The sequence below is a fragment of the Nakamurella alba genome, assembly GCF_009707545.1.
GTDB classification, from domain to species: Bacteria; Actinomycetota; Actinomycetes; order Mycobacteriales; family Nakamurellaceae; genus Nakamurella; species Nakamurella alba.
Map to the genome: position 1 here is coordinate 631,393 of NZ_WLYK01000005.1, position 22,076 is coordinate 653,468.

A 22,076-nucleotide genomic window follows, 5' to 3' on the forward strand; every position below is an offset into this window, starting at 1 on the left:
GGACGGTGCGGTGCGAGGTCGGGCGGTGACCGGCGGGGGTCACCGGGCCCCTCCGTATCTTCGCTGGGTCAGGCCGTTCAGCAAGGCGGCGAGGATCAGTACGACGCCCAGGGCCAGCAGCTGGAATTGGGTGCCGGCGTTGCCGGTGAAGGCCAGGATGATCCCGGCGTTCAGCCAGACGATCAGCACGGTGGCCAGCACGACGCCGGCGATCCGGCCGATGCCGCCGGTGATGGCGACACCGCCGAGCACGGCGATGGTGATGGCGGGCAGTGCCATGCCGCTGCCGGAGGTGCCGGCATCCGGCCGGGCGGAGGCGAACTGGGCGGTGACGTACACCGCGACCAGCCCGGAGAGCACGCCGGAGATGATGTAGGCGCGCATCCGGGTGCCCGCCACGTTGACCCCGGCGTGCCGGGCGGCGACGTCGTTGGTGCCGATCGCGTAGAGCCGGCGGCCGTAGGTGCCGCGGGCGAGCACCAGCCAGAGCACAACGAGCACCGGCAGCAGGAAGGTGAACACGCCGAGCGGCACGTCCGGCACGTAGTCGCCGATGACCGGGATCGAGGTGGAGGAGGTCAGCGAGTAGAGGTCCTGGATCTCCGGGCTGTTGATCGGCTTCTGGCCGTTGATCACCAGCGCGATGGACTTGTACGCGTAGTAGGTGGCGAGGGTGGCGATCAGCGCCGGGAAGCCGATCCGGGCGACCAGCAGGCCGTTGACCGCGCCGAGCACGCCGCCGGCGATCATCGCGTAGATCACCGAGATCCACAGCGGCCAGCCCCACTGCCCGTAGGCGAAGCCGAACAGCATGCCGACCAGCGAGACGATCGCACCGACGGAGAGGTCGATACCGCCGCGCCCGGAGACGATGACCACCAGCTGTGCCAGGCCGAGCAGGGCGAGCGGTACCGCGTCGATGAGAGCGGCGGACAGGTAGTCGGTGTCGTAGTCGGCGGTGAGGTAACCGTTGGCGCCCATGGTCATCAGCACGCCGACGACCAGCACGATGAGCACGACCAGCAGCACGATGCGCTGGGTCAGCACGGCCTGCAGCAGGCGGTCGGCGACGGACCTCCCGGCGGGTGCGGTGGCCGGAGCGCTCGGGCCGGACGCCGCCGGCTTCGTCTCGGTGCTCATGTCGCTCCCTTGGTGCTGCGGTTCTTGCTGCGCTGCCGGATGAGGTCGGTGCCGACCGCGATCACGATGAACAGGCCGACGAACAGGTCGGACAGCTGCGAGGGCCAACCCAGTTGCGTCACACCGGATTTCACCGTCTGCACCAGCAGCGCGCCGAGCAGGGTGCCCAGCACGGAGCCACGGCCGCCCATGATCGAGGTGCCACCGATGACCACCGCGGCGATCACCGCGAGTTCCTGGCCGGTGCCGACGGACTGGTCCAGGCTGGAGGTGCCCTTGGCGATGGTGAACACCGAGGCGAGGCCGATCAGCAGCCCGGTGACGACGTAGGCCAGCAGTACCCGCCGCTGCACCCGGACGCCGGCCAGCCGGGCGGCGACCGGGTCGCCGCCGATGGCGAAGAAATGCCGGCCGCCGCGGGTGTGTCGCAGGTACCACCAGGCGACGGCGGTGAGCAGCACGGTGATCACGAAGCTGTGCGGCAACCCGAAGGTGCGGCCGTCGACGCCGCGGCCGAACCAGGTGAGCGTGTCGGGCATCCCGCTGATCGGGGCGGAGTCGAAGATCTGCAGGCCGAGGAACTGGAAGAGGTTCGCCGTGCCGAAGGTGATGATGATGGCGTGCACTCGCCCGTAGGCGATGAGCAGGCCGTTGACCACACCGAGCAGCGCCCCGGTCACCAGTGCGACGAGCACGCACATGATCAGCGAGAGACCAGCGTCCCGCATGAGTTTCGCCGTCACCACCGAACAGACCATGATGGCGCCGCCGACCGAGACGTCGATGCCGGCGGTGATGATGACGAACGTCATCCCGATGCCGATCAGCGCGACCGGGGCGACCTCGACCAGCAGTGGGCCGAGGGACCCGGCGGTGAGGAAAGCGGGGGTGGCGAACCCGAGGATCGCCCACAGCACGACCAGCACGCCGACCAGGACGAACTCGGGCGGGGTGATCGGGTTGGGCAGGACCCGGCGCCGGGCCCGGACCGGTGGCGCCAGCGGATCGGCGCCCGGATCGATGGTGGTGCTCATGCCGCTCCCTGCTCGCTGTGGTCGCCGGCCGCCGCGGACAGCACGTCGACCTGGGTGGCCCCCGGACCGAACTCCCGCACCACGGTCCCGGCCCGCACCACGAGCAGCCGGTCGGCGATGCGCAGTGCCTCCGGCAGGTCCGAGGTGACCACGAGCACTGCGGTGCCCTGGTCGGCGAGATCGGTGATGATGCGGTGGATCTCCTCCTTGGCGCCGACGTCGACGCCCTGGGTCGGCTCGGCCAGCAGCAGCAGCGTGGGCCGCTCCAGCAGCTGCCGGGCGAGCATCACCTTCTGCGCGTTGCCGCCGGACAGCGAGCCGACCGGGCGGGTCTCGTCGGGGGCCTTCACCGCGAGCCGGCGCATCAGGTCCTTGGCCGAGGCCCGTTCCTTCGCCCGGTCGACGAACATCCGCCACCGGGAGAGTCGGCCGAGGTGGCCGATCGAGATGTTGAAGGCGATGGACTGGAAGGAGAACATTCCCTCGACCTTGCGGTTCGCCGGCAGCATGGCGATGCCGTCGCGGGCCGCCTCCTGCGGGCTGCGCGGTGCGATCGTCCGGCCGGCCAGCACGATCTCGCCGGCGGTGGTGCGCTCCAGACCGTCGATGCACTCGGCGATCTCGCCCGCACCGGAGCCGATCAGGCCGTACAGGCAGACGATCTCGCCGTGGCCCACGGTCAGGTCGACGTCGTGGAAGTGGCGGTCGCGGGCCAGGCCACGGAGCTCGAGGACGGGTGACCCGGCGGGGACCTCACGCACGGGGTGGTCGTCGGAGAGGGCGTCGCCGACCATCAGTTCGGCGATGCGGCGGACCGACAGCTCGCCGATCGGGTAGGAGCCGACGGTCTGCCCGTCGCGCATGACGGTGACCTCGTCGGCGATCTCGACGAGTTCGTCGAGACGGTGAGAGATGTAGATGACGGCGACACCGTCCGCGGTGAGGCGGCGGATGACACCGAACAGCACCTGGATCTCGGCGTCGGTGAGGATCGCGGACGGCTCGTCCAGGATCAGGATGCCGCACTTGCCGGAAATGGCCTTGGCGATGGAGATCTGCTGCTGAGTGGCGACGGAGAGCCGGCCGACGGGCACGGTGGCGAGGTCGGGGGACAGGCCCAGGGTGCCGAGCAGCTCGACGACCTTCGCGTTCTGCGCGGCCCAATCGACGCGGCCACCGGAGAGCAGCTCGCGGCCGAGGAAGATGTTCTCGGCGACGCTGAGCTCGGCGAAGAGCTGCGGCTCCTGGTAGACGGTGTTGATCCCGAGGTCGATCGCGTCGACGGTGGTGGCGATGGTGACAGGCTCGCCCTCCCAGAGGATCTCGCCGGTGTCGGCGGCCTCCGCGCCGGCGATGATCTTGATCAGCGTCGACTTGCCGGCGCCGTTCTCACCGACCAGGGCGTGCACGCGGCCGGGGCGGACGTGGAAGTCGGCGTTGCGGATCGCGCGGACGCCGCCGTACCGCTTGGAGATGCCGGTCAGCGAGAGCCGGGTGTCGGTCGACATGGTGCTCCGTTTCTCGGGGTGCTGTTCTGCTCGGTGCTGCGCTCGGTGCTGCTCGTTGCGGCGCTGCGGCAGCGGGATGCGTGGGAGCGCCGGTGCGCGGGTGACGCCGGGACCGCGCTGCTCGCAGCCGTTCCCGGGTACGACGACAGAGCGCGGTCCGGCCGACCGGGGTCGACCGGACCGCGCAACTGTCAGATGTTCACTTCAGGTGGTGCCTGTTGCCGGTGGCGCGGGTACTGCGCCGCGAGCGGGGATCAGTAGTTGTACTGGTCCACGTTCTCGGTGGTGAAGACCGTCGGGTCACCGAGCAGCAGCATCTTGCTGGCGGCGTCCCACTTCACGGCCGGCAGCGTCTCGCTGACGTCGTTGGTGGCGGCGAGCTCCTTGCCCTGGGCCAGCTGCTGGCCGGCCCACACGGTCAGGTAGCCGAGCTGCTCGACGTCCCACAGGATCGAACCCGAGGAGGAGCCGTCCTCCAGGTAGGGCTTCATGGACAGCGGGGTGCCGACGCCGACGGTGAAGATCTGGCCGATCTTGCCCGCGTCCTTGACGGCCTGGGCGACGCCGACGGCCGAGGTGGTGCACTGGCCGATGAGGCCGGTCAGATCCGGGTTGGCGTTCATCAGGTCGATCGACATCTGGGTGCCCTTGGCCTGGTCCTCACCCGAGTACACGACGTCGACGAGCTCGGCGTCCGGGTAGTTCGCGGTGACGTAGGCCTTCTCTGCGTCGATCCAGGAGTTCAGGTTCTCCGCGGTCTCGCCGCAGGACACGATCGCCCACTTGCCCTTGCCGCCCATGGCGTCCAGCAGGGTCTTGGCGGTGGTGTCGCCGATCCCCTGCGCGGTGGCCTGGTTGACGAAGACCTCGCGCACGGAGTTCGGGGCGTCGGTGTCGGCGGTCATCACCTTGATGCCGGCGTCCTGGGCCTCCTTCATCAGCGGGGCCATGGAGTCGGGATCGTTCGGGGCGACGACCAGCACGTCGACCTTCTGCTGGATGAACGAGCGGACGATCTGCGACTGCGCGGCGGCGTCAGCCTGGGTCGGGCCCTGGTACAGCCACTCCACGTCACCGAGGGCCTCGACGGCCTTCTCGGCACCGGTGTTCATCGCCTCGAAGTAGGGCGAGCCCTGCAGCTTCGGCACGAAGGCGATCTTGATCTTGTCGCCGGTGCCGCCACCCGCGCTCTCGGTGCCCGAGCCGGCCGGCTCGGACCCGGCGGTGGTGGCCGCCGCCGTGGTGCCGGCGGCGCCGGCATCCGTGGAGTCGTTCTTCTTGGTGCAGGCTCCGGCAACCAGGGCGACGGTGAGCGCCAGGGTCGCCACGGCGGCGGAGCGCCGGGAAATCCTCATCGACTTCTCCTCTTGGAGTGGAACGGGTGGAACGGGGACAGGAGCGTCCGCCGCGGTGCAGGCGCATCGCCGGAGGGGACCGGAGAACACCGCACCGAGGTCGGACCAGTTGTCGCACAGTGGATCCGGTCAGCAGCCGACGCGGGAGGACCGAGGTCGGCCACCCTGCCGAGCGTTGCATATTTCGAACCATCGTCCGAAAAACGAAACGAACGGTAGGGCAGGCGCTGGGCGCTGTCAACAGCGGAGGATCGTCTACTGTGACCGCAGTCGCGCTCAGGACCGGCGGAGAAAGGGGTGACGATGCCCGTGGCCACCGATCGGGGTCGGGTCCCCGCCGTCGTGCGTGCCGCCGCTGTGCTGCAAGCGGTCTCCACCGCGGGTCGCCCGGTGGGCCTGGCCGAGCTCACCCTGGCCGTCGGTGCGCCGAAGAGCAGCGTGATGGGGGTGTGCCACGCGCTCACCGAGGAGCGGCTGCTGACCCGTGGGGCCGACGGCTCGTACATCCTCGGACCGCGGGTGCTCGAGTTCGGTTCGGCCGCCCGCGCCCAGCACCAGTCACTGCGCAGCATCGGGTTCAGCTATCCGATCGACGAGCCGTTCTTCCGGGCGGAGATCAAGGCGCTGCGCGAGGAGACGTCGCGGATCGGGGCCACCGCGGACATCCGCTCGGCGGAGCTCGACACCGCGCGCCAGGTCTCCGATGTCGCCCGGTTCATCGCCGACGGCGTCGATCTGGTGCTGGTCGAGCCGGTCACCTCCGACGGGCTGCAGGAGGTGTTCGCGACCGCGCGGGCGGCCCGGATCCCGGTGGTCGCAGTGGGTTCCGCGACCATCGGTGCCGATGCCGTCGCCGCCACCGACAACACCAAGGCCGGTGCGCTGGCCGGCGCAGCACTGGTCCGGGTGCTCGGCGCGGAAGGGCGGATCGCCATCGTCGGTGGTACCCCGATCACCGCCAACGCCGACCGGGTGGCCGGCTTCCTGAGCGTCATCTCGGCGAACCCGGGACTGCGGGTGGTGGTCACCCGGTACGCCGGCCTGGACGAGATCTCCGGTGAGCGTGCCGCTCTCGAGCTGCTGGAGGAGGGTGCCGAGTTCGACGGCATGTTCGCCAGCAACGACCAGATCGCCCTCGGCGCGGCCGGCGTGCTCGCCGCGGCAGGGCGCGCCGTGCCGATCGTCTCGGTCGACGGCGGGCGGATGGCGATCGACCAGATCCTGGCCGGCGGCCCGCTGGCGGCCACGGCAGCACAGGACCCGGGTGGGCTGGTGCGCGCCGGGCTGGAGCTCGGCGCCGCGCTCTACGGCGGGCTCGGTGTCGGACGGCGCTCGGTCTACCTGCCGCCGCGGCTGATCGACACGCTGAACGTGGGTGACTACCAGCCATGGGGCTAGACGCATCCGCGGCGCCGACGGCCACCTCCGCAGCGCCGACGGCCACCTCCACGGCGTCGGCGACGGCCGCCACGGCTGCTGCCGCATCCGTGACCGCGTCCACCGTCTCGACCGCTTCCCCCGCCGGACGGTCCGCGGCGCCGCGTACCCCGGCGGTGCACCGGGCGGTGACGGTGCTGGACGCCGTGTGGTCGGACCGCGCCCGTACTCCCGCCGCACTTGCCGGGACGCTGGGCCTGGCGAAGTCCTCGGTGGCCGATCTGCTCGGGACCCTGGAATCAGAAGGACTTCTCGCCCGGGCGGCGGAGGGCCGACTGCAGCTGGGCGGCAGGTGGGCGGCCTTCGCCGACCCGCGGGGTCGGGTGGACCGGCTGCTGCGCAGCTGCTCGCGCTTCCACGACCTGGACGGTCACACCCTCTCCGTCTCCGGGCTGGTCGGCACCCGGTCACTGTGCCTGGACGTCCGGCCCGGTCAGCTGCCGCTGCCACTGACACCGCGACCCGGGCAGTACACGGCGGCCGCCGGCTCCGCCGCCGCCGTGTCCCTGCTGTCCGCGCTCCCGGAGGCCGAAGCTGCGCGTGTGGTCGCGGATTTCGCTGCGTTCGAGGGCACCGGCGCGAGCGACCGGGAGGCCATCCTGGCACTGCGCCAGGAACGCAGACGCGGTACCGCACTGCAGTTGAAGGTGGGCCGGTCGTTCCAGGTCGCCTGCGCCGACGCCGAGGGCCGGCTGGCGCTGACCGCCCACCTGCCGGACCGGCTCGACGACCCGGCCGAACTGCGGCGGATCTCCCGCGCAGTGCTGGCCGTGGTGGCCGACCTGCCGGACTCCGGCACCTGAACCGCATTGCCCGGGCCTGCACGACCTGAACCGCATCACCTGCACTCTGCACCGAACTGCAGCTCCACCCCGAAAAGTACTCAGGAGGAACAGATGTCGACAGCAACAGCCGTCCCCGACACCATGCGCGCCGCAGTGCTGCTGGCCGCCGGTGAGGTCGAGATGCAGCAGCTTCCGGTCCCGACGCCGGCGCCCGACGAGGTGCTGATCCGCGTCGGGTCGGTCGGGGTCTGCGGATCCGACGTGCACTACTACAAGCACGGCCGGATCGGCCCGTTCGTCGTCGACTCGCCGCTGATCCTCGGGCACGAGTGCGGCGGCACCATCGTGGCGGTCGGTGCCGACGTCGACGCCGCGCGGATCGGGCAACGCGTGGCGATCGAGCCGCAGCGGCCCTGCCGGGTCTGTGCGCAGTGCAGTGCCGGCCGCTACAACCTGTGCCCGGACATGAAGTTCTACGCCACCCCGCCGATCGACGGTTCCTTCTGCAAGTACGTCACCATCCAGGCCCCGTTCGCACATCCGGTGCCGGACAACCTGTCCGACGACGAGGTGGCACTGCTGGAGCCGCTGTCGGTCGGCATCGCGGCGAACCGCAAGGGCAATGTGATCCCCGGGTCCAAGGTGCTGATCGCCGGCGGCGGCCCGATCGGTGTCATCGCCCTGCAGACCGCGCTGGCCTTCGGTGCCGCAGAGGTGGTGGTCAGCGATCCGGTCGCCGAGAGGCGTGACCTGGCACTGACCTTCGGCGCGACCGGGGTGCTGGACGCGATCACCGAGCCGCCGGCCGAGGGCTACTTCGACGCCTTCCTGGACTGCTGCGGAATCCCGTCGGCGGTGGTGTCCGGGCTGGGCGCCCTGCGCGGGGCCGGCGCCGCAGTGCTGGTCGGCACCGGTTCGGACGAGATGAAGCTGCCGATCCCGACCATCCAGAACGGCGAGCTGATTGTCACCGGCATCTTCCGCTACACCGACACCTGGCCCGCCGCCATCCATCTCGTGGCCAGCGGCAAGGTCGATCTCAAGCGCCTGGTGACCGGGCACTTCACCCTCGAGGAATCCGCCGCGGCGCTCGAGTCCACCACCACGCCGGGTGCGTTGAAGTCCGTCGTGCGTCCCTGAATCGTCGCGCCCGCGGCCTTTCGTGGGCCGCGGGCGGGGTCGCGGCATTCCTGACGAGTGCGATGCCGGTGGACTTCTGCCGTCAGGCCTCGGAGCTTCAGCGACGGTAGTCCACGGGCCGGCGACATGATCGAGTGACGTCGGGGGTGCTCTCCGGGCTCTGCAGCACTGTGCCCGGACCGGGCTTCCGGTGGTCGGTGGCGGCGAGGGCGCCGACCTCAGTCCTTGGCGAGGCGGCTGCGGGCGGTGGACCCGTTCGGCGGGATGCGGGCCGCGGTCTTGCCGATCCGGCGGGTGGACCAGGCGTCGCCGATCCCGCCCACCGCGCCGCCGAGCAGCGGGATGCGCCGGGCGACGAAGGACGCCAGCCGCTTCCCGCCGGCGGCGGCGATGAGCTCGGCCGTCACCGCGCGCGAGATCGCCTCGCCCAACACCGGATCCGTGCCGACCGAGGCCAGGGTGACGGCGTCGACCGGACGCTTCAGCTTCTTGGACAACGCCTTGAGGTTGTCGTCGGAGAGCAGGCAGAGCAGCGCCGCGTCCCGGGTCCCCGGCTGGTCCAGCGCGTAGCCGCGCAGGTGCAGGATGCCGGCGGCGAGATGGCACTGCAGCAGTGCGATCCCGGCGATGTTCGCCGGGATGCCGATGGCCACGGAGACCAGGCCGCCGACGTTGGTGAGGAAGCCCTCGGCCGCGGCCAGCCGGACGTGCATGGTGGTCAGCGACTCGATCGCCTTGCCGGCCTCGCCGCCGGCGGCCTTGAGCTTGGCGTCCGCGCTCTTCGCCGCGCCGGGGATGCCGGGCACGCCGTCGATCGCCCGCTCCAGCAGCACCCGGACGGTGCGGCCGGTGACCGACGGCGCCACCCGCTTCGCGACCTCGCTGCCGACGGTTCCGGCGATGCCCATGCTGTGCTCCTGCTCCCGGTCAGCTGACCTGTACGAGTGTGGTGTCGATCAGGTACCCGTCCCGGACCTCGATCAGACCCATGGTGCCGTGCGGTTGCCGGCGCTTGTCGGTCGGCGAGCCGGGGTTGAAGAGATGGACGCCGTCCGGGTCCGGTTGGTCCAGCGGGATGTGCGAGTGGCCGAAGATCACCAGCGCGGTGGCGGGGAAGCGGCGGTGCATGCGGGCCGACCGGCCCTGCTTCTGCCCGCTGTCGTGGATCATCGCGACCGGGAGCCCGGCCAGCTCGCCCTCCCATGACTCCGTCGCGCCCCACGCCCGGACGTCGTCGCCGTCGTTGTTCCCGGCCACCGCGGTCACCGGCGCGAATGCGGCCAGCTCGTCGAGCACCGACGGCAGGCAGACATCGCCCGCGTGCAGGATCAGGTCGACGTCGGTCAGCTGCTCGGCGACCCGGGGCGGGCAGGCCTTCCAGAACCGGGGTGCGTGGGTGTCGGAGAGCACGGCGATCCTCACCGCGCCATTCTTCCCCCGGTTCCGGGTCCCTGTCGGTCCTGCCCGACCCTGGTGCGGCTTGGCGCCGACAGGCTGCGTCTCGTCCCGCTTCGGCGCCGGCTCGGACCCGGCCCGGCACCCGTGCCTGTGTGCGGCGGGGGTCCGCGGGGAACCGTGAGTCGACGGACGGCCGCGCGCCCCGTGGGCGATGCGGCCCTGGAAGGAGTGGGTCATGAGCGAGAACGACAGCCCGGCCGGGGCGGAGCAGAAGGCCGCGAAGACCGAGGACTACGTGGGTGTACCGGTCAGCGACGCCGAGCTGGGCGAGGTGTGGACCACCGACGGTGCTGTGGAGGGCGGATCCGCGTCCGGTGCTCCGGTCGATGATGGTGCTGCCGCAGGAGAAGTCGCTGCAGGTGGTGATGGTGCCGGGGATCCGGGTGAGCCGGTCGACCCGCAGGAGTCGTCGACTGCCGAGATCGTGACCGACACCGCGCCGGCGCCGGCGGAGACCCCGACCGCCGAGGGTGAGGTCGACCCGGACACCCCGACCCAGGAGGGCGAGGAGGGCACCGCCGCCGACACCGCCGAGGAGACCGGCGGGCCGACCGACGATCCGGAGCCGTCCGAGCCGACGGGCTGATCCCGCGCGAGCGACCGCGCAGTCTCCTGGATCCGGAGGTGATGGCCGCCGGCCGTCCGAGGAGATCGGCCGGGCCGTCCGAACCCACAGGCTGATTCCGCGACGACGACCGCCCAATCTCATGAATCCGGAGGTGACGGCCGCCGGCCGCGTAGAGGAGATCGGCCGGGCCGACCGACCCCACAGGCTGATTCCGCGACGACCGCGGATCCGGGTTGCCTCCTGGATCCGGACGAGGTGGCCACCGGCCTCGCGGACCAGCGACCCTCCCGGTAGGGCGGTCCATGCACCGTCATCAACGTCATCTCAGCGGAAGAGGCCTCATCCGGGCAGGTCAGCGAGCCATCGATCGCAGCCGCCCAACACTCACCGACGAACCCGGTAGGATGTTGGAGACACGTCAACAATCGGCTGAGGAGATGTCGTGGGTAAGTCGCTGGAGCTGGGCATCGACACGTTCGGCGACGTCACGCTGGACGCCGACGGCGAGCGGGTGCCGCAGCCGCAGGTGATCCGGAACCTGGTCGAGCAGGCGGTGCTGGCCGATCAGGTCGGTCTGGATTTCATCGGCGTCGGCGAGCACCACCGCAAGGACTTCGCCGTGTCCGCGCCCGACGTCGTGCTCGCGACCATCGCCGGCCGCACCGAGCGGATTCGGCTCGGGTCCGCGGTCACCGTGCTCTCCAGTGACGACCCGGTCCGGGTGTTCCAGCGCTTCGCCACCCTGGATGCGCTGTCCAACGGTCGGGCCGAGGTGATCCTCGGACGCGGCTCCTTCACCGAGTCGTTCCCGCTGTTCGGCTTCGAGCTCTCCGACTACAACACGCTCTTCGAGGAGAAGGTCGCGCTGTTCGCCGAGCTGCGGTCGGAGGGAGCGGTCACCTGGGAGGGCACCACCCGGTCCGCGCTCAAGGACCAGCACATCTTCCCGACCACCGAGTCCGGCGCGCTGCGCACCTGGCTGGGTGTCGGCGGCAGTCCGGAGTCCGTGGTCCGGACCGCGCACTACGGTTTCGGCCTGCTGCTCGCGGTGATCGGCGGCGAGCCCGAGCGGTTCCGCCCGTACGTCGACCTCTTCCACCGCGCGCTTGGCGAGTTCGGCACCGGCCCGCAGCCGATCGGCATGCACTCGCCCGGTCACATCTCGGACACCGACGAGCAGGCCAAGGACGAACTTTGGCCGCACTACTTCGACATGATGTCGCGGCTCGGCCGCGAGCGGGGCTGGGCGCCGCCGACCCGGGCGCGCTTCGAGGCGGAGGCCGGTCCGGAGGGTGCGCTGCACGTCGGGTCACCGGAGACCGTCGCGACCAAGATCGCCCGCAACGCCAAGGCTCTCGAGCTCGACCGCTTCGATCTCAAGTACTCCAACGGCACCCTGCCCCACCCGCAGTTGCTCCGCTCCATCGAGCTCTACGGCACGAAGGTCGCCCCGCGCGTCAGGGAACTGCTGGCCTGAACATGGCGGCCCGGGGGCCGCGGGTCGCTCGTCTTGTAGGGATCGCGCGTCCTGCGCTGAACATGGCGGCTGGCGCCGCGGGGTCGCTGGTCCCCGAAGAGATCGCGCGCCCTGCGCTGAACATGGCGAGCTGGCGCTCGCGGGTCGCTCGTCTTGTAGGGGATCGCGCGTCCTGCGCTTCTCGCCTCGTTCGTGCCTCTCTCCGGCTGCGATGCTCGGCCGCACGATCCCGACGAGCGACCATCTTCTTCGTTGTTGGGCGCGAATTCCAACGTGTCTCGGGTACTGGTCCTGGATTGGGGACCGTTTCCATCGGCTGGCAATGGTTTCGGTCCCGGATCTTGGGTGTCGTGGCTGGATGCGGCCGGTCGGTGATTCCAGGCGGGACCGCGGTGGTTATCCCTCGGTGGCGCGGAATCTCGGCCTTGACTTTCTGATACCTGTGGATCGGGGATCATTTCCGTCGGCAGGCGATGGTTTCGGTCCCGGATGTGGCATGTCGACCGGCTTGCACGGTCTGGACACTGCCGACAAGTCGCCGTTCATAGCGCCCGAGCACGAAACGAACGGTCGTCGGTCTGGACATGGCGAGCTGGCGCTCGCGGGTCGCTCGTCTTTGAGGGGATCGCGCGTCCTGCGCTTCTCGCACTCTGCTCGTACCTCGCGCCGTGCTGCGATGCTCGACCGCACGATCCCGACGAGCGACCGGACGTTGTCGCCCCGGCCGCCATGTCACAGCAGAAGTTCGAGGAGGGTGCGGACGCCGAAGCCGGTGGCACCGTCGACGGAGGCGTTGCCCTTCCAGCCCGGACCGGCGATGTCGCCGTGGACCCACGGGATGTGTTCCGGGACAAAGGCTCCGAGGAACAGGGCGGCGGTGATGGCGCGGCCGCTGTCGTGCATCGGGTGGTTCCGCATGCCGCTCGGGGTCTGCATCTGCGCGGCGTAACGCCGGGCGTAGGGCAGCGGCCACCAGGCCTCGCCGGCGGCGGTGCCGGCGGCCAACAGGCGCTCGGTCGCCACCTCGTCCCGGCCGATCGCGCCGGCGATCTCGTCACCCAGCCCGACCACCACCTGGTAGGTGAGGGTGGCGAGGTCGACGATCAGGTCGGGCTCGTCACGGGCGGCGAGCGCCAGTGCATCGGCGAGGATCAGCCGGCCCTCGAAATCGGTGTCCATGATCTGGATCTCGACACCGTTGGCGGCCCGCACCACGTCACCCGGTCGCACCGCTCCAGGGCCGGGGAGGTTCTCGGCGAACGGCAGCCAGGCATCCACCGCGATCTCCGGCGCCAGCCGCGGCAGCACCGCCATGGTAGCGAGAATCGCTCCAGCAGCGGCCTTGTCGTAGCGCATCCCCATCATGCCGGCCGGCGGCTTGAGCGACAGCCCGCCGGAGTCGAAGGTGATGCCCTTGCCGACGAGCGCCACCTTCCCGCCGGTCGCCCGTTCCGGACGGTAAGTCAGGTGCACCAGTCGCGGTCCGTTGACCGAGCCCTGTCCCACCGCCAGGATGGCGCCGCAACCGAGTGCGGCCAGTCCGTCGGGTTCGACGATCTCGATGCCCAGTCCGGCGAGATCAGCGATCCGGGAGCAGATGTCGGCGGCGGAGGCCGGATCGACGATGTTGGCCGGGGCATCGGTGAACGACTTCGCCAGTGCGGTCGCCTGCGCGGAGACGATCCCGCCGGCGCCCGCTGCCGGTACCCGGAGCACCACTCCGGCCGGGAGTCCGGTCACCGCTCCGTCGACCCAGGCGTGCTCCAGGTCGGGGTCGCCCAGCGGTTCCAGGACCACGTCGGATCCGGTGGGTGCGCCGCGCAGCGCGAGAGCGGCGGCATCACGGACGTTCTCGGCATCGACCACGTCGCCGAGCCCGACCCGGAGCACCGAGGCGTCGGCCGGGTCGACCGACAGCTGACCGTGTGCGCCGGTGAACGACAGCCAACCGCCGGCCCTGCCGCTGCCCGGAGTCGAACCATCGACGGGCACCCCGGGGTCGGCAGAAGTCCCGCCGTCGACTGTCATCCCACGGACACCTCGGAGGCGCAGCGCCCCGGCGGTACCTGCGTCCGCACCCTCCGCGAGGACGACGACATCGGGGTTGCCGCCGACGGCATGCCTGATGGACAGGTCGATCTCGGCCAGCCGGTCGCGGGCGGTGCCTGTCACAGCAGGGTGGCCGCGTGGTCCGGCACGTACCGGAACTCGTCGCGCGGGGGTCGTTCGTAGTCGCCCACCGGTGGGCGTTCGGGGATCTCGATGGCCGGCGGGTCGATCCGCTCATAGGGGATCGTGGAGAGCAGGTGCGAGATGACGTTGAGCCGCGAGCGCTTCTTGTCCTCGCTCTCCACCGTCATCCACGGTGCCTCGGGAATGTCGGTGTGCACGAACATCTCGTCCTTGGCCTTCGAGTAGTCGACCCAACGGGTGATCGACTGCAGGTCCATGTCCGACAGCTTCCAGCGCCGCATCGGGTCCTCCAGTCGGGACCGGAACCGCGCCTCCTGCTCCACGTCCGACACCGAGAACCAGTACTTGCGCAGCAGGATGCCCTCCTCCACCAGCAGTCGCTCGAAGATCGGCGCCTGGTGCAGGAAGCGGCGGTACTCGTCGGTCGTGCAGAAGCCCATCACCCGCTCGACACCGGCGCGGTTGTACCAGGACCGGTCGAACAGCACGATCTCGCCGGCGGCCGGCAGGTGCTGCACGTACCGCTGGAAGTACCACTGCGTCTTCTCCCGCTCGGTCGGCGCGGGCAGCGCGGAGATGCGACACCACCGCGGGTTCAGGTACTCGGTGATCCGCTTGATCGCGGAACCCTTCCCGGCGGCATCGCGGCCCTCGAAGATCACCACCACCCGGGCGCCGGTGCGCTGGACCCACTGCTGCATGACGACGAGCTCGGCCTGCAGTCGGCGGAGTTCCTTCTCGTAGACCTTGCCGGGGATCTTCCGGGTGTCGGTCCCACCGTCGCCGGCCTGCGCTGTGGGACCTGCCGGATCCGCTGCCATGTCAGGTCCTCTCGTCCGCGCCACCGACCCGGCCGATCACGAACCCGCCGGTCACGAGCAGCCTAATGTGACCACCGATATCGTCGCCGGGTGGCCGGACCCCCGTTCGAGGTGACCCTGTTCGAAGTGACGCTGGACTGCCCGGACCCGCGGGAGCTCGCGGAGTTCTACCGGTCCGTCACCGGCTGGCCGTACGCACCGGGCCATCAGGACGACGATCCGGACGGCGACGACTGGCTGGTGCTGCTGCCGCCCGGCGGCGGGACCCGGCTGGCGTTCCAGCGGTCCGACGGCGCGGTGCCACCCTGGCCCGGCATCGGCCGCGCCCATCTGGACCTGGCGGTGCCGGATCTGGAAGCCGCGCACGTCCATCTGGTGACCTGCGGGGCCCGGGCGTTGACCGGGACGCCCGCGGAGGAGGGCCGGCCGGACGACCTCTTCCGGGTCTACGCCGATCCGGTCGGCCATCCCTTCTGCCTGACGCAGGTCTGACGGGCTGGGTGATCGGTGCCGTCCGGCCGCGGGATTCGCGGTGGATCGGCGCGGCTCGGTGAGGCGGCGGGTGTCGAGTCGGGTCGGTCGCCCTGCGCGTTCCTGACCCGGGTGTGACGTGACGGACCCGGTGCCGCGGGCCGGACGATTGGTGCCGTCCGGCCGCGGAAATCGCGGTGCAACGGCGCGGATGAGGCGGCAGGTGGCGGCCGGGGCGCCGCGCCGGGTCGGTCATCCTTCGCGTCGAGGCCTGGAACGACGTGACCGGCCCGGACCTGCGGGCCGGACGATCGGTGCCGTCCGGCCGCGGGAATCGCGGTGAAAGGGCGCGGATCGGCGCCGCGGGTGGCCGTTCAGGCCGGGACGGCTCGTGTCGAACACATGTTCCCTTTCCGACGCCAACTGTGCGACGATCGACAGGTGACCGCGCCCGCCGCCATCCTGCACGCCGACCTCGACGCGTTCTACGCGTCGGTCGAGCAGCGGGACGACCCCGCGCTGCGCGGGCGCCCGGTGATCGTCGGCGCCGGGGTGGTGATGGCGTGCAGTTACGAGGCGAAGCGGTGCGGGGTGCGCACCGCGATGGGCGGCCGGCAGGCCCGCGCGCTGTGCCCGGACGCGGTGGTGGTGCCGCCACGGATGCACGCCTACACCGCTGCCAGCAAGGCGGTGTTCGACATCTTCGACAACACCACCCCGCTGGTGGAGGGCATCTCGATCGACGAGGCGTTCCTGGACGTGAGCGGTCTGAGGCGCATCTCCGGGCCGCCGCTGGACATCGCGACCAGGCTGCGCCGCGCGGTCGCCGACGAGGTGGGACTGCCGATCACCGTGGGCATCGCCCGTACCAAGTTCCTCGCGAAGATCGCCAGCGCGGTGGCGAAACCCGATGGGCTGCTGGAGGTCCCGGCCGGCACCGAGATCGACTTCCTGCACCCGCTGCCGGTGGAACGGCTCTGGGGCGTCGGCAAGGTGACGTCGGTGAAGCTGCACGCCCGCGGTGTGCGCACCGTCGCCGACCTGGCAGCGGTGGGCGAGGCCGGGCTGGTCTCGATGCTCGGACCGGGCGCCGGCCGGCACCTCGCGGCGCTCGCCGCGAACCGGGACCCGCGCTCGGTGCAGACCGGGAAGCGGCGCGGCTCGATCGGCTCGCAGCACGCGATGGGCCGCGGGCGGTGGACGATCCCGCAGCTCGACGCGGACCTGACCGCGATCGTCGACCGGGTGTCCCGACGGATGCGCAAGGCGCACCGGATCGGCCGGACAGTGGTGCTGCGGATGCGGTTCGACGACTTCGGCCGGGCCACCCGCTCGCGCACCCTGCCGATGGCCACGGCGCAGACGCAGGTGCTGCTGGACGCGGTGCGGAGACTGCTGGCCGAGGCGACACCGCTGATCCGGGAACGCGGGATCACCATGATCGGGATGTCGGTGTCCGGCCTGACCGCCGACGACGCCGTGCAGCTGGCGCTGCCGTTCGACCGGCACGACCGGGATGCGCTGGACGTCGCGGTGGACGGGGTGCGGGTGCGGTTCGGCAACGCGGCGCTGTCCCGGGCCCGGCTGATGGGCCGGTCGGCGGACGACTTCTCGATCCCGATGCTGCCCGACTGAGTGCCGAGGCGGCGTCGTCACCGGTGGTACGGAGCGTGCCTGCCGCCACTCGCTACGGTGACACGCCCGTGGCACCGCTCACCTGAACGAGGGTTGGTGATCATCACCCAGTGCCGAACGGGGCTCCGGTCTTGATCCCGGACGGTGCCGGGACCTACCGTCCTCGCACCGGTGAGATTCCCGTCCCGGTGCCCGTGACCGCGTGTTCGAGAGCAGGAAGGGACGTCCGTCGTGTCCGTGCCGGATCTGCTGCCCGAAGGTCTGGGTTTCCGGCGGCTGCTCTCCTCCAGCGACACCGAGTGGACGCTGCTGGCGCACGACCCGGAGTCCGGCGACGACGTGGTGGTGCACACCGCGCTCGTCCCGCCCGCCGCCCGCGAGGCCGTCCCGGGGATGGACCACCAGGCGCGCCGGCTGGCCGCCCTCCGGCACCCGGGGCTGGAGCTCGTCCACCGGCTGCTGCGCAGCGGCCCGCGGGTGCAGATCGTCTCCGAGTACCTGGATGCCCCGTCGCTGCGGGCCGACCTGGCTCGCGCGCTGCCGAGTGCGGTGCAACGAATCGCGCTGCTGCGCCAGATCGCCGACGCCCTTGCGACCGCGCACCGGTGCGGGGTGGTGCACGGCTCGCTCGGCCCGGACACGGTCCGGGTGCACGCCCGCCGCGGAGCGGTGCTGGTCGACCTCGGGCTGCACCGCCTCCGTCCGACGATCCCGGCGCAACGCGGCACGGCCCCGGCCCCGGAAGGGGTCGACGCGGACCTGATGGCGTTCGGCGAGCTCGTCTGGTGGACGATGCTGCGCCGCACCTCGGCCGACGTCCCGGCCGCCGACGATCCGCACCCGGCCGCCTGGCCGGAACTCCCCGACGAGGTCACCCTCGGCCTGTGGCGTGCGGTCGACCCGGATCCGCGGGTGCGGCCGACCGCCGCGGAGCTGGTGGACCTGGTCGCATCGGTGCGTCCTGCGGTGTGGGGTGGCCCGGTCAGCGGTCAGAGCGCCGGACGCCGGTCCCGTCGCACCTCCTGACGCATCCGGACGGCCGCTGACACCGACCGCACACGGGCATCCCCTACTCTCATCGGCGGAACCGGACACGGAACCGCCGGACGAACAGCGGCCGGGCGCAGGCCCGCAGCTGATCCGCCCTGATCACAACGGTGTGCCGGACCGGCTTCGCGCAGCGCACGGAGGACACACCGCGTGGGATTTCTCGAAGCGATCATCCTCGGGCTCGTCCAGGGCCTGACGGAGTTCCTGCCCATCTCCTCCAGTGCGCACCTGCGGATCGTCGGCGAGTTCCTGCCGTCCGCGGAGGACCCGGGCGCCGCCTTCACAGCGATCACCCAGATCGGCACCGAGCTGGCGGTGGTCGTCTTCTTCCGGCGGACCATCGCGCGGATCATCGGTCGCTGGTTCGGATCGCTGACCGGCCGGGTGCCGCGCAACGATCCGGACGCCCGGATGGGCTGGCTGGTGATCATCGGCAGCATCCCGATCGGCATCCTCGGCATCCTGCTGCAGGACACCATCCGCACCGCGTTCCGGTCGCTCTGGCTGGTCGCGTTGATGCTGATCGTCTTCGGCCTGCTGCTCTGGGCCGCCGACCACTTCGGCAAGCGCGACCGCGAACTCGTCGACATCACCCCGAAGCACGGCGTCCTGCTCGGGTTCGCGCAGGCACTCGCGCTGATCCCCGGCGTCTCCCGGTCCGGCGCCACCACCAGCGCCGGCCTCGCCCTGGGCTACACCCGCTCCGCCGCCGCCGAGTACGCCTTCCTGCTCGCCGTGCCGGCGGTGTTCGCCAGCGGCTTCTACGAGCTGTACTCGAGCTGGGGCGAGCCCGGCGCCTACACGCTGTCCGAGACCGCGGTCGCCACCGTCGTCGCCTTCTTCGTCGGCTGGGCGGTCATCGCCTTCCTGATGAACTACATCAAGACGAAGAGCTTCCTGCCGTTCGTGATCTACCGGCTGGTGCTCGGCGTCGTCCTGATGATCCTGCTCGCCGCCGGCGTGCTGACCGCCTGATCGAGCACCGCTCAGGGGCAGTGCAGGTACTGGGCGCGCGGCGGCGGGTCGGCGTAGCTGCAGGCGTCCGGAACGACGTGCTGGGCGAGCAGAGCCCAGCCGACGCAGCACAGCAGCACCAGCAGGGACATCGCGATGACGAAGCGCGTGGTGAGGGTGCGGCGCATTTCAGGCCATCGCGAATCGCTCGGAGTGGACCTGGGACCGCGGCACGCCCAGCTGGTCGAGAGCGGCCTCGGCGCCGTCCATCATCGCGTTGGACCCGCAGAGGAAGTACTGCAACCGGTGCCGGTCGGCGGGCAGCACGTCGTCGAGGAGCGTCGCATCGATCCGGCCCTTGCGGCCGGTCCAGGACCCGTCGGGTGCCGAGAGTGTCTGCACCACCGTGAGTTCCATCCGCTGCGCGAGCTCCTCGAGCTCGTCGCGGCCGATCATCTGGTGCTCGTAGCGGTTGCCGACGACGGCCCAGCAGGGCCGGCGGTCGCCGCGGTCGGCCAGGGTGGACAGCATCGAGAGCAGCGGGGTGATCCCGACGCCGCCGCCGATGAAGACGAAGCCCGGTCCCTCGTGCCGCTGCATGGTGAAGTGCCCCCACGGCCCGTCCAGGTAGACGGTCTCGCCCGGGGTGAACCAGTGCACCCGCTGGGTGAAGTTCGCCTCTGTCTTGATCGTGAATTCGAGATACTCGTGCTGCTCGGCCGAGGACGAGATGGAGAACGGGTGGTACTCGATCGAGAACGGTGACCGGCCCACGTTGATCCAGGCGAACTGACCGGGCTCGAACCGGAAACCCTTGTTGTGCTTGCCGTTCGAGTGCAGCGGACGCATCCGGATGGTGTGCCCGGGCCCGGGCTGCTCGCGCACGGAGACGACCTCCCAGCGCCGCCGCCAGCGGAGCACCGGCTTGATCACCCGCACCCACGCACCGATCCCGACGAAGGCCGCGGAGTAGGCGATCCACAGACCGCGCTCCCAGGGCTGGTCGACGTAGTAGCCGATCATCAGCACGTGGACCAGGGCGGCTATCACGATCCCGGTCGCCAGCGCCGCGTGCAGCACCTGCCAGGCCTGGTAGGACAGCCGGATCCGGCGCCGCCACACGGATGTCGCGATCAGCACCAGCAGCAGCACCACCGACAGCACGGCGAACTTGGCGCGCCACGGGGCGTGCACGACGTCGAGCAGCGACAGGAACCGGGAGTCCCAGACGAACAGCACGATCGGGTGGGCCAGCACGCAGAGGGTGATGATCCAGGTCATCTGCCGGTGCACCTGCAGCACGACGTCGATGCCGAAGGTGGTGGTGGCGCGGACGAACCGGGCGGCCAGCACGAACTGCAGACCCATCAGCGACAGCCCGACGAAGCCGAGCGCCACCGACAGGTTGACCCAGAACCCGCGTCCCGGATCCAGGTTCACCAGACTCAGCGGCAGTGGTGCGATCGCCAGCAGCACGTAGACGAGGGACCAGACGACGGCTCGCACGGGATGACGCACGGGCTCACGCTCCGGGTGGCCAGGAGCCGGCGGGCGGCCCGGACGGATGGACGCAGGGAACGGCTCTCCTGGCCCGGCTCAATCTAGGCCATCCGGTCGGCCGGCCGGGGCATGTGGTCCGCCGGACGTGTCACCCGACCCACCGTTGCACCAGCGAGATCACCCCGAAGATCAGCACCACGCCGGGCACCAGGGCCAGCACGGCGAGCAGTTCGACCCGGTCGAGCACCCGTGACGCCCGCGCGCCGGCGACGTCGGTCAGCCGGCCGAGACCGGCGGCGGCGACCACCACGCCGACCAGCACGAGACCGCCGAGCACCGCGACCCCGCCGCTCTCCGGCAGCCAGCCGGGCAGCGCGAGACACGCGCCGACGGCCGCGGCCACCGGCACGGCGATCATCGGTGCCACGTGCGCGGCCCGGCTGAACATGCGGGACCGCAGGGCGAACACCAGGCCGCCGAGCGCGCCCAGGGCCGGCGAGAACCAGCCCGCCGCAGCGGTTCCGCCCATCAGCAGCAGGACGGAGAGGCCGCCGGTGACCGTCGCGCCGGCCACCGCGCCGGTGGCCAGCGAGGTCCCGCGGGCGACCGCCTCGGCGACCCGGGCGCGGGGCAACCTGACCCCTCGTTCGTCGGCGACTATCAGGTCGACCAGCCCGGCCCCACCCAACGCCAGCTGGCCGGCGACGCCGCTGATCAGCACGGCCAGCACCAGACCGAGGGCGGCGGTGCGCTCGGCCGGCATGCCGAACCGCTCACAGAGCAGCGCCAGGGATCCGGCGACGACGATCACCGCACCGGCCACCATCGCCCCCAGCGACCGTCGGGCCACCGCGGCCAGCAGCCCGCCGACGGCCGCGGCCAGCAACGGGACCAGCGGAAACCCGTCCCAGTTCAGTGACGGGGTGATCAGTGAGGCCGGGACCGCGGTGCCCTCGCCGAACCCCGGCCGTCCGGCGGCGATCCCGTAGACCACGCCGACGGCGGCGAGCGGGGAGATCAGCACCGCGGCCAGGCCACCGCTCCCCGGCAGCAGGGCGCCGGCCAGCAGCGCGGCGACCGCGCCGACCGCGGGCGCCAGCCAGCCGACGGTGCCGGTGGAGGCGGCGCCCAGCAGCACGGTGGCGAGCAGCACCGGGAGCAGCAGCCAGCCCACCGCGGTGCGGCGCGCGGTGCCGGACCAGGGCGGCGTCTGCTCGCCGACGATCTCGGCGACGGCGCGTTCGACGTCGTCGACGAACGGCGGTGGCGGCGCGGCGTCCGCTTCGGTGAGGTGCAGGACGGTGCCGTCGAGGACGCCGAGCTCGTCCAGCGAGCGCTCGGGGGACAGCGCCCCGATCGCCGGGGTGACCAGGCGCCAGCGGACCGGGGTCGCGGCGGCGGGGACCGACAGCAGTCGCAGCACCGTGGGCATCTGACCGCCCAGCGGGGCGTCGGCCGGCAGCGACACATCGAGCTGGGCGTGCTCGCCGACCACGGTCACCCGGGTGAACCGTGTTCCCACCGGCCACCTCCTGGTCCCTGATCGGCCG

20 protein-coding genes are annotated in these 22,076 nt (G+C 71.3%); 9 read left to right on the forward strand and 11 right to left on the reverse strand.

The annotated features are described in order from the left end of the window. Window positions 1-39 precede the first annotated feature (39 nt). The 4 genes from GIS00_RS14905 to GIS00_RS14920 form a co-directional block, all read right to left on the reverse strand. A complete protein-coding gene (locus GIS00_RS14905) occupies window positions 40-1,140 on the reverse strand; it encodes an ABC transporter permease (protein ID WP_154769183.1) in 1,101 nt (366 codons plus the stop codon). Beyond that, window positions 1,137-2,174 (reverse strand): ABC transporter permease, encoded by a 1,038-nt coding sequence (locus GIS00_RS14910; protein WP_154769184.1) that lies wholly within the window; start codon window positions 2,172-2,174, stop codon window positions 1,137-1,139. Before GIS00_RS14910 ends, GIS00_RS14905 begins: the two co-directional genes overlap by 4 nt. After that, window positions 2,171-3,682, reverse strand: coding sequence for a sugar ABC transporter ATP-binding protein (locus GIS00_RS14915; RefSeq protein WP_154769185.1), 1,512 nt, complete (start codon window positions 3,680-3,682; stop codon window positions 2,171-2,173). Before GIS00_RS14915 ends, GIS00_RS14910 begins: the two co-directional genes overlap by 4 nt. Before the next feature lie 254 nt (window positions 3,683-3,936). After that, window positions 3,937-5,037: an autoinducer 2 ABC transporter substrate-binding protein gene (locus GIS00_RS14920; RefSeq protein ID WP_154769186.1), complete on the reverse strand. Its 1,101-nt coding sequence runs from the start codon at window positions 5,035-5,037 to the stop codon at window positions 3,937-3,939. Window positions 5,038-5,340: 303 nt separating this feature from the next. On the opposite strand from GIS00_RS14920, the gene GIS00_RS14925 reads away from it, so the two are divergent. The 3 genes from GIS00_RS14925 to GIS00_RS14935 all read left to right on the forward strand — a co-directional run bounded on the left by GIS00_RS14925 (window position 5,341) and on the right by GIS00_RS14935 (window position 8,399). Then, on the forward strand, window positions 5,341-6,435 hold the full coding sequence (locus GIS00_RS14925; RefSeq protein ID WP_230313654.1) for a substrate-binding domain-containing protein: 1,095 nt from the start codon (window positions 5,341-5,343) through the stop codon (window positions 6,433-6,435). Beyond that, the gene (locus GIS00_RS14930; protein WP_154769188.1) at window positions 6,426-7,277 is read left to right on the forward strand and encodes a helix-turn-helix domain-containing protein; all 852 of its coding nucleotides are present in this window, start codon (window positions 6,426-6,428) and stop codon (window positions 7,275-7,277) included. The genes GIS00_RS14925 and GIS00_RS14930 overlap by 10 nt, the downstream gene beginning before the upstream one ends. A gap of 93 nt (window positions 7,278-7,370) precedes the next feature. Continuing rightward, complete coding sequence (locus GIS00_RS14935; protein ID WP_154769189.1) at window positions 7,371-8,399, forward strand: NAD(P)-dependent alcohol dehydrogenase; 1,029 nt, start codon at window positions 7,371-7,373, stop codon at window positions 8,397-8,399. Window positions 8,400-8,617: 218 nt separating this feature from the next. On the opposite strand, the gene GIS00_RS14940 is transcribed toward GIS00_RS14935, so the two are convergent. Continuing rightward, a complete protein-coding gene (locus tag GIS00_RS14940) occupies window positions 8,618-9,307 on the reverse strand; it encodes a hypothetical protein (RefSeq protein ID WP_154769190.1) in 690 nt (229 codons plus the stop codon). 19 nt (window positions 9,308-9,326) lie between these two features. Next, window positions 9,327-9,821, reverse strand: a complete 495-nt coding sequence (locus GIS00_RS14945) for a metallophosphoesterase family protein (RefSeq protein ID WP_322097975.1) — start codon at window positions 9,819-9,821, stop codon at window positions 9,327-9,329. Between the two features lie 211 nt (window positions 9,822-10,032). Here GIS00_RS14945 and GIS00_RS14950 point away from each other — a divergent pair, with 211 nt between their 5' ends. Together GIS00_RS14950 and GIS00_RS14955 are read left to right on the forward strand one after the other, a co-directional pair. Further along, on the forward strand, window positions 10,033-10,443 hold the full coding sequence (locus GIS00_RS14950; protein ID WP_154769192.1) for a hypothetical protein: 411 nt from the start codon (window positions 10,033-10,035) through the stop codon (window positions 10,441-10,443). Window positions 10,444-10,867: 424 nt separating this feature from the next. Continuing rightward, the gene (locus GIS00_RS14955; protein ID WP_322097976.1) at window positions 10,868-11,902 is read left to right on the forward strand and encodes an LLM class flavin-dependent oxidoreductase; all 1,035 of its coding nucleotides are present in this window, start codon (window positions 10,868-10,870) and stop codon (window positions 11,900-11,902) included. Window positions 11,903-12,634: 732 nt separating this feature from the next. Here the strand turns inward: GIS00_RS14955 and GIS00_RS14960 are convergent. Next, complete coding sequence (locus GIS00_RS14960) at window positions 12,635-14,074, reverse strand: M17 family metallopeptidase (protein WP_154769193.1); 1,440 nt, start codon at window positions 14,072-14,074, stop codon at window positions 12,635-12,637. After that, entirely contained in the window at window positions 14,071-14,916 is an 846-nt protein-coding gene (gene ppk2, locus GIS00_RS14965; protein ID WP_154769194.1) for a polyphosphate kinase 2, read from the reverse strand. Before ppk2 ends, GIS00_RS14960 begins: the two co-directional genes overlap by 4 nt. 90 nt (window positions 14,917-15,006) lie before the next feature. Here ppk2 and GIS00_RS14970 point away from each other — a divergent pair, with 90 nt between their 5' ends. From GIS00_RS14970 to GIS00_RS14985, 4 genes are all read left to right on the forward strand, one after another. Further along, entirely contained in the window at window positions 15,007-15,408 is a 402-nt protein-coding gene (locus GIS00_RS14970; protein ID WP_322097977.1) for a VOC family protein, read from the forward strand. A gap of 381 nt (window positions 15,409-15,789) precedes the next feature. Beyond that, entirely contained in the window at window positions 15,790-17,022 is a 1,233-nt protein-coding gene (gene dinB / locus GIS00_RS14975) for a DNA polymerase IV (protein ID WP_154769195.1), read from the forward strand. 231 nt (window positions 17,023-17,253) lie between these two features. Then, window positions 17,254-18,048: a protein kinase family protein gene (locus GIS00_RS14980; protein ID WP_154769196.1), complete on the forward strand. Its 795-nt coding sequence runs from the start codon at window positions 17,254-17,256 to the stop codon at window positions 18,046-18,048. Window positions 18,049-18,222: 174 nt separating this feature from the next. Continuing rightward, window positions 18,223-19,047: an undecaprenyl-diphosphate phosphatase gene (locus GIS00_RS14985; RefSeq protein WP_322097979.1), complete on the forward strand. Its 825-nt coding sequence runs from the start codon at window positions 18,223-18,225 to the stop codon at window positions 19,045-19,047. An 11-nt stretch (window positions 19,048-19,058) separates the two neighbouring features. Here GIS00_RS14985 and GIS00_RS14990 read toward each other — a convergent pair whose 3' ends face one another. The 3 genes from GIS00_RS14990 to eccD all read right to left on the reverse strand — a co-directional run bounded on the left by GIS00_RS14990 (window position 19,059) and on the right by eccD (window position 22,048). After that, on the reverse strand, window positions 19,059-19,214 hold the full coding sequence (locus GIS00_RS14990) for a hypothetical protein (RefSeq protein WP_154769197.1): 156 nt from the start codon (window positions 19,212-19,214) through the stop codon (window positions 19,059-19,061). A gap of 1 nt (window position 19,215) precedes the next feature. Beyond that, a complete protein-coding gene (locus GIS00_RS14995) occupies window positions 19,216-20,544 on the reverse strand; it encodes a ferredoxin reductase family protein (RefSeq protein ID WP_154769198.1) in 1,329 nt (442 codons plus the stop codon). A 130-nt stretch (window positions 20,545-20,674) separates the two neighbouring features. Further along, window positions 20,675-22,048 (reverse strand): type VII secretion integral membrane protein EccD, encoded by a 1,374-nt coding sequence (eccD, locus tag GIS00_RS15000; protein ID WP_196073291.1) that lies wholly within the window; start codon window positions 22,046-22,048, stop codon window positions 20,675-20,677. Window positions 22,049-22,076 lie beyond the last annotated feature (28 nt).

Excerpts from the sequence above, each read along its gene's own strand:
- dinB (WP_154769195.1), top strand. The coding sequence starts at position 15,790 with ATGTTCCCTTTCCGACGCCAACTGTGCGACGATCGACAGGTGACCGCG.
- GIS00_RS14925 (WP_230313654.1), top strand. The coding sequence starts at position 5,341 with ATGCCCGTGGCCACCGATCGGGGTCGGGTCCCCGCCGTCGTGCGTGCC.
- GIS00_RS14950 (WP_154769192.1), top strand. The coding sequence starts at position 10,033 with ATGAGCGAGAACGACAGCCCGGCCGGGGCGGAGCAGAAGGCCGCGAAG.
- GIS00_RS14930 (WP_154769188.1), top strand. The coding sequence starts at position 6,426 with ATGGGGCTAGACGCATCCGCGGCGCCGACGGCCACCTCCGCAGCGCCG.
- GIS00_RS14935 (WP_154769189.1), top strand. The coding sequence starts at position 7,371 with ATGTCGACAGCAACAGCCGTCCCCGACACCATGCGCGCCGCAGTGCTG.
- GIS00_RS14940 (WP_154769190.1), bottom strand. The coding sequence starts at position 9,307 with ATGGGCATCGCCGGAACCGTCGGCAGCGAGGTCGCGAAGCGGGTGGCG.
- GIS00_RS14910 (WP_154769184.1), bottom strand. The coding sequence starts at position 2,174 with ATGAGCACCACCATCGATCCGGGCGCCGATCCGCTGGCGCCACCGGTC.
- GIS00_RS14990 (WP_154769197.1), bottom strand. The coding sequence starts at position 19,214 with ATGCGCCGCACCCTCACCACGCGCTTCGTCATCGCGATGTCCCTGCTG.
- GIS00_RS14905 (WP_154769183.1), bottom strand. The coding sequence starts at position 1,140 with ATGAGCACCGAGACGAAGCCGGCGGCGTCCGGCCCGAGCGCTCCGGCC.
- GIS00_RS14920 (WP_154769186.1), bottom strand. The coding sequence starts at position 5,037 with ATGAGGATTTCCCGGCGCTCCGCCGCCGTGGCGACCCTGGCGCTCACC.
- GIS00_RS14915 (WP_154769185.1), bottom strand. The coding sequence starts at position 3,682 with ATGTCGACCGACACCCGGCTCTCGCTGACCGGCATCTCCAAGCGGTAC.
- ppk2 (WP_154769194.1), bottom strand. The coding sequence starts at position 14,916 with ATGGCAGCGGATCCGGCAGGTCCCACAGCGCAGGCCGGCGACGGTGGG.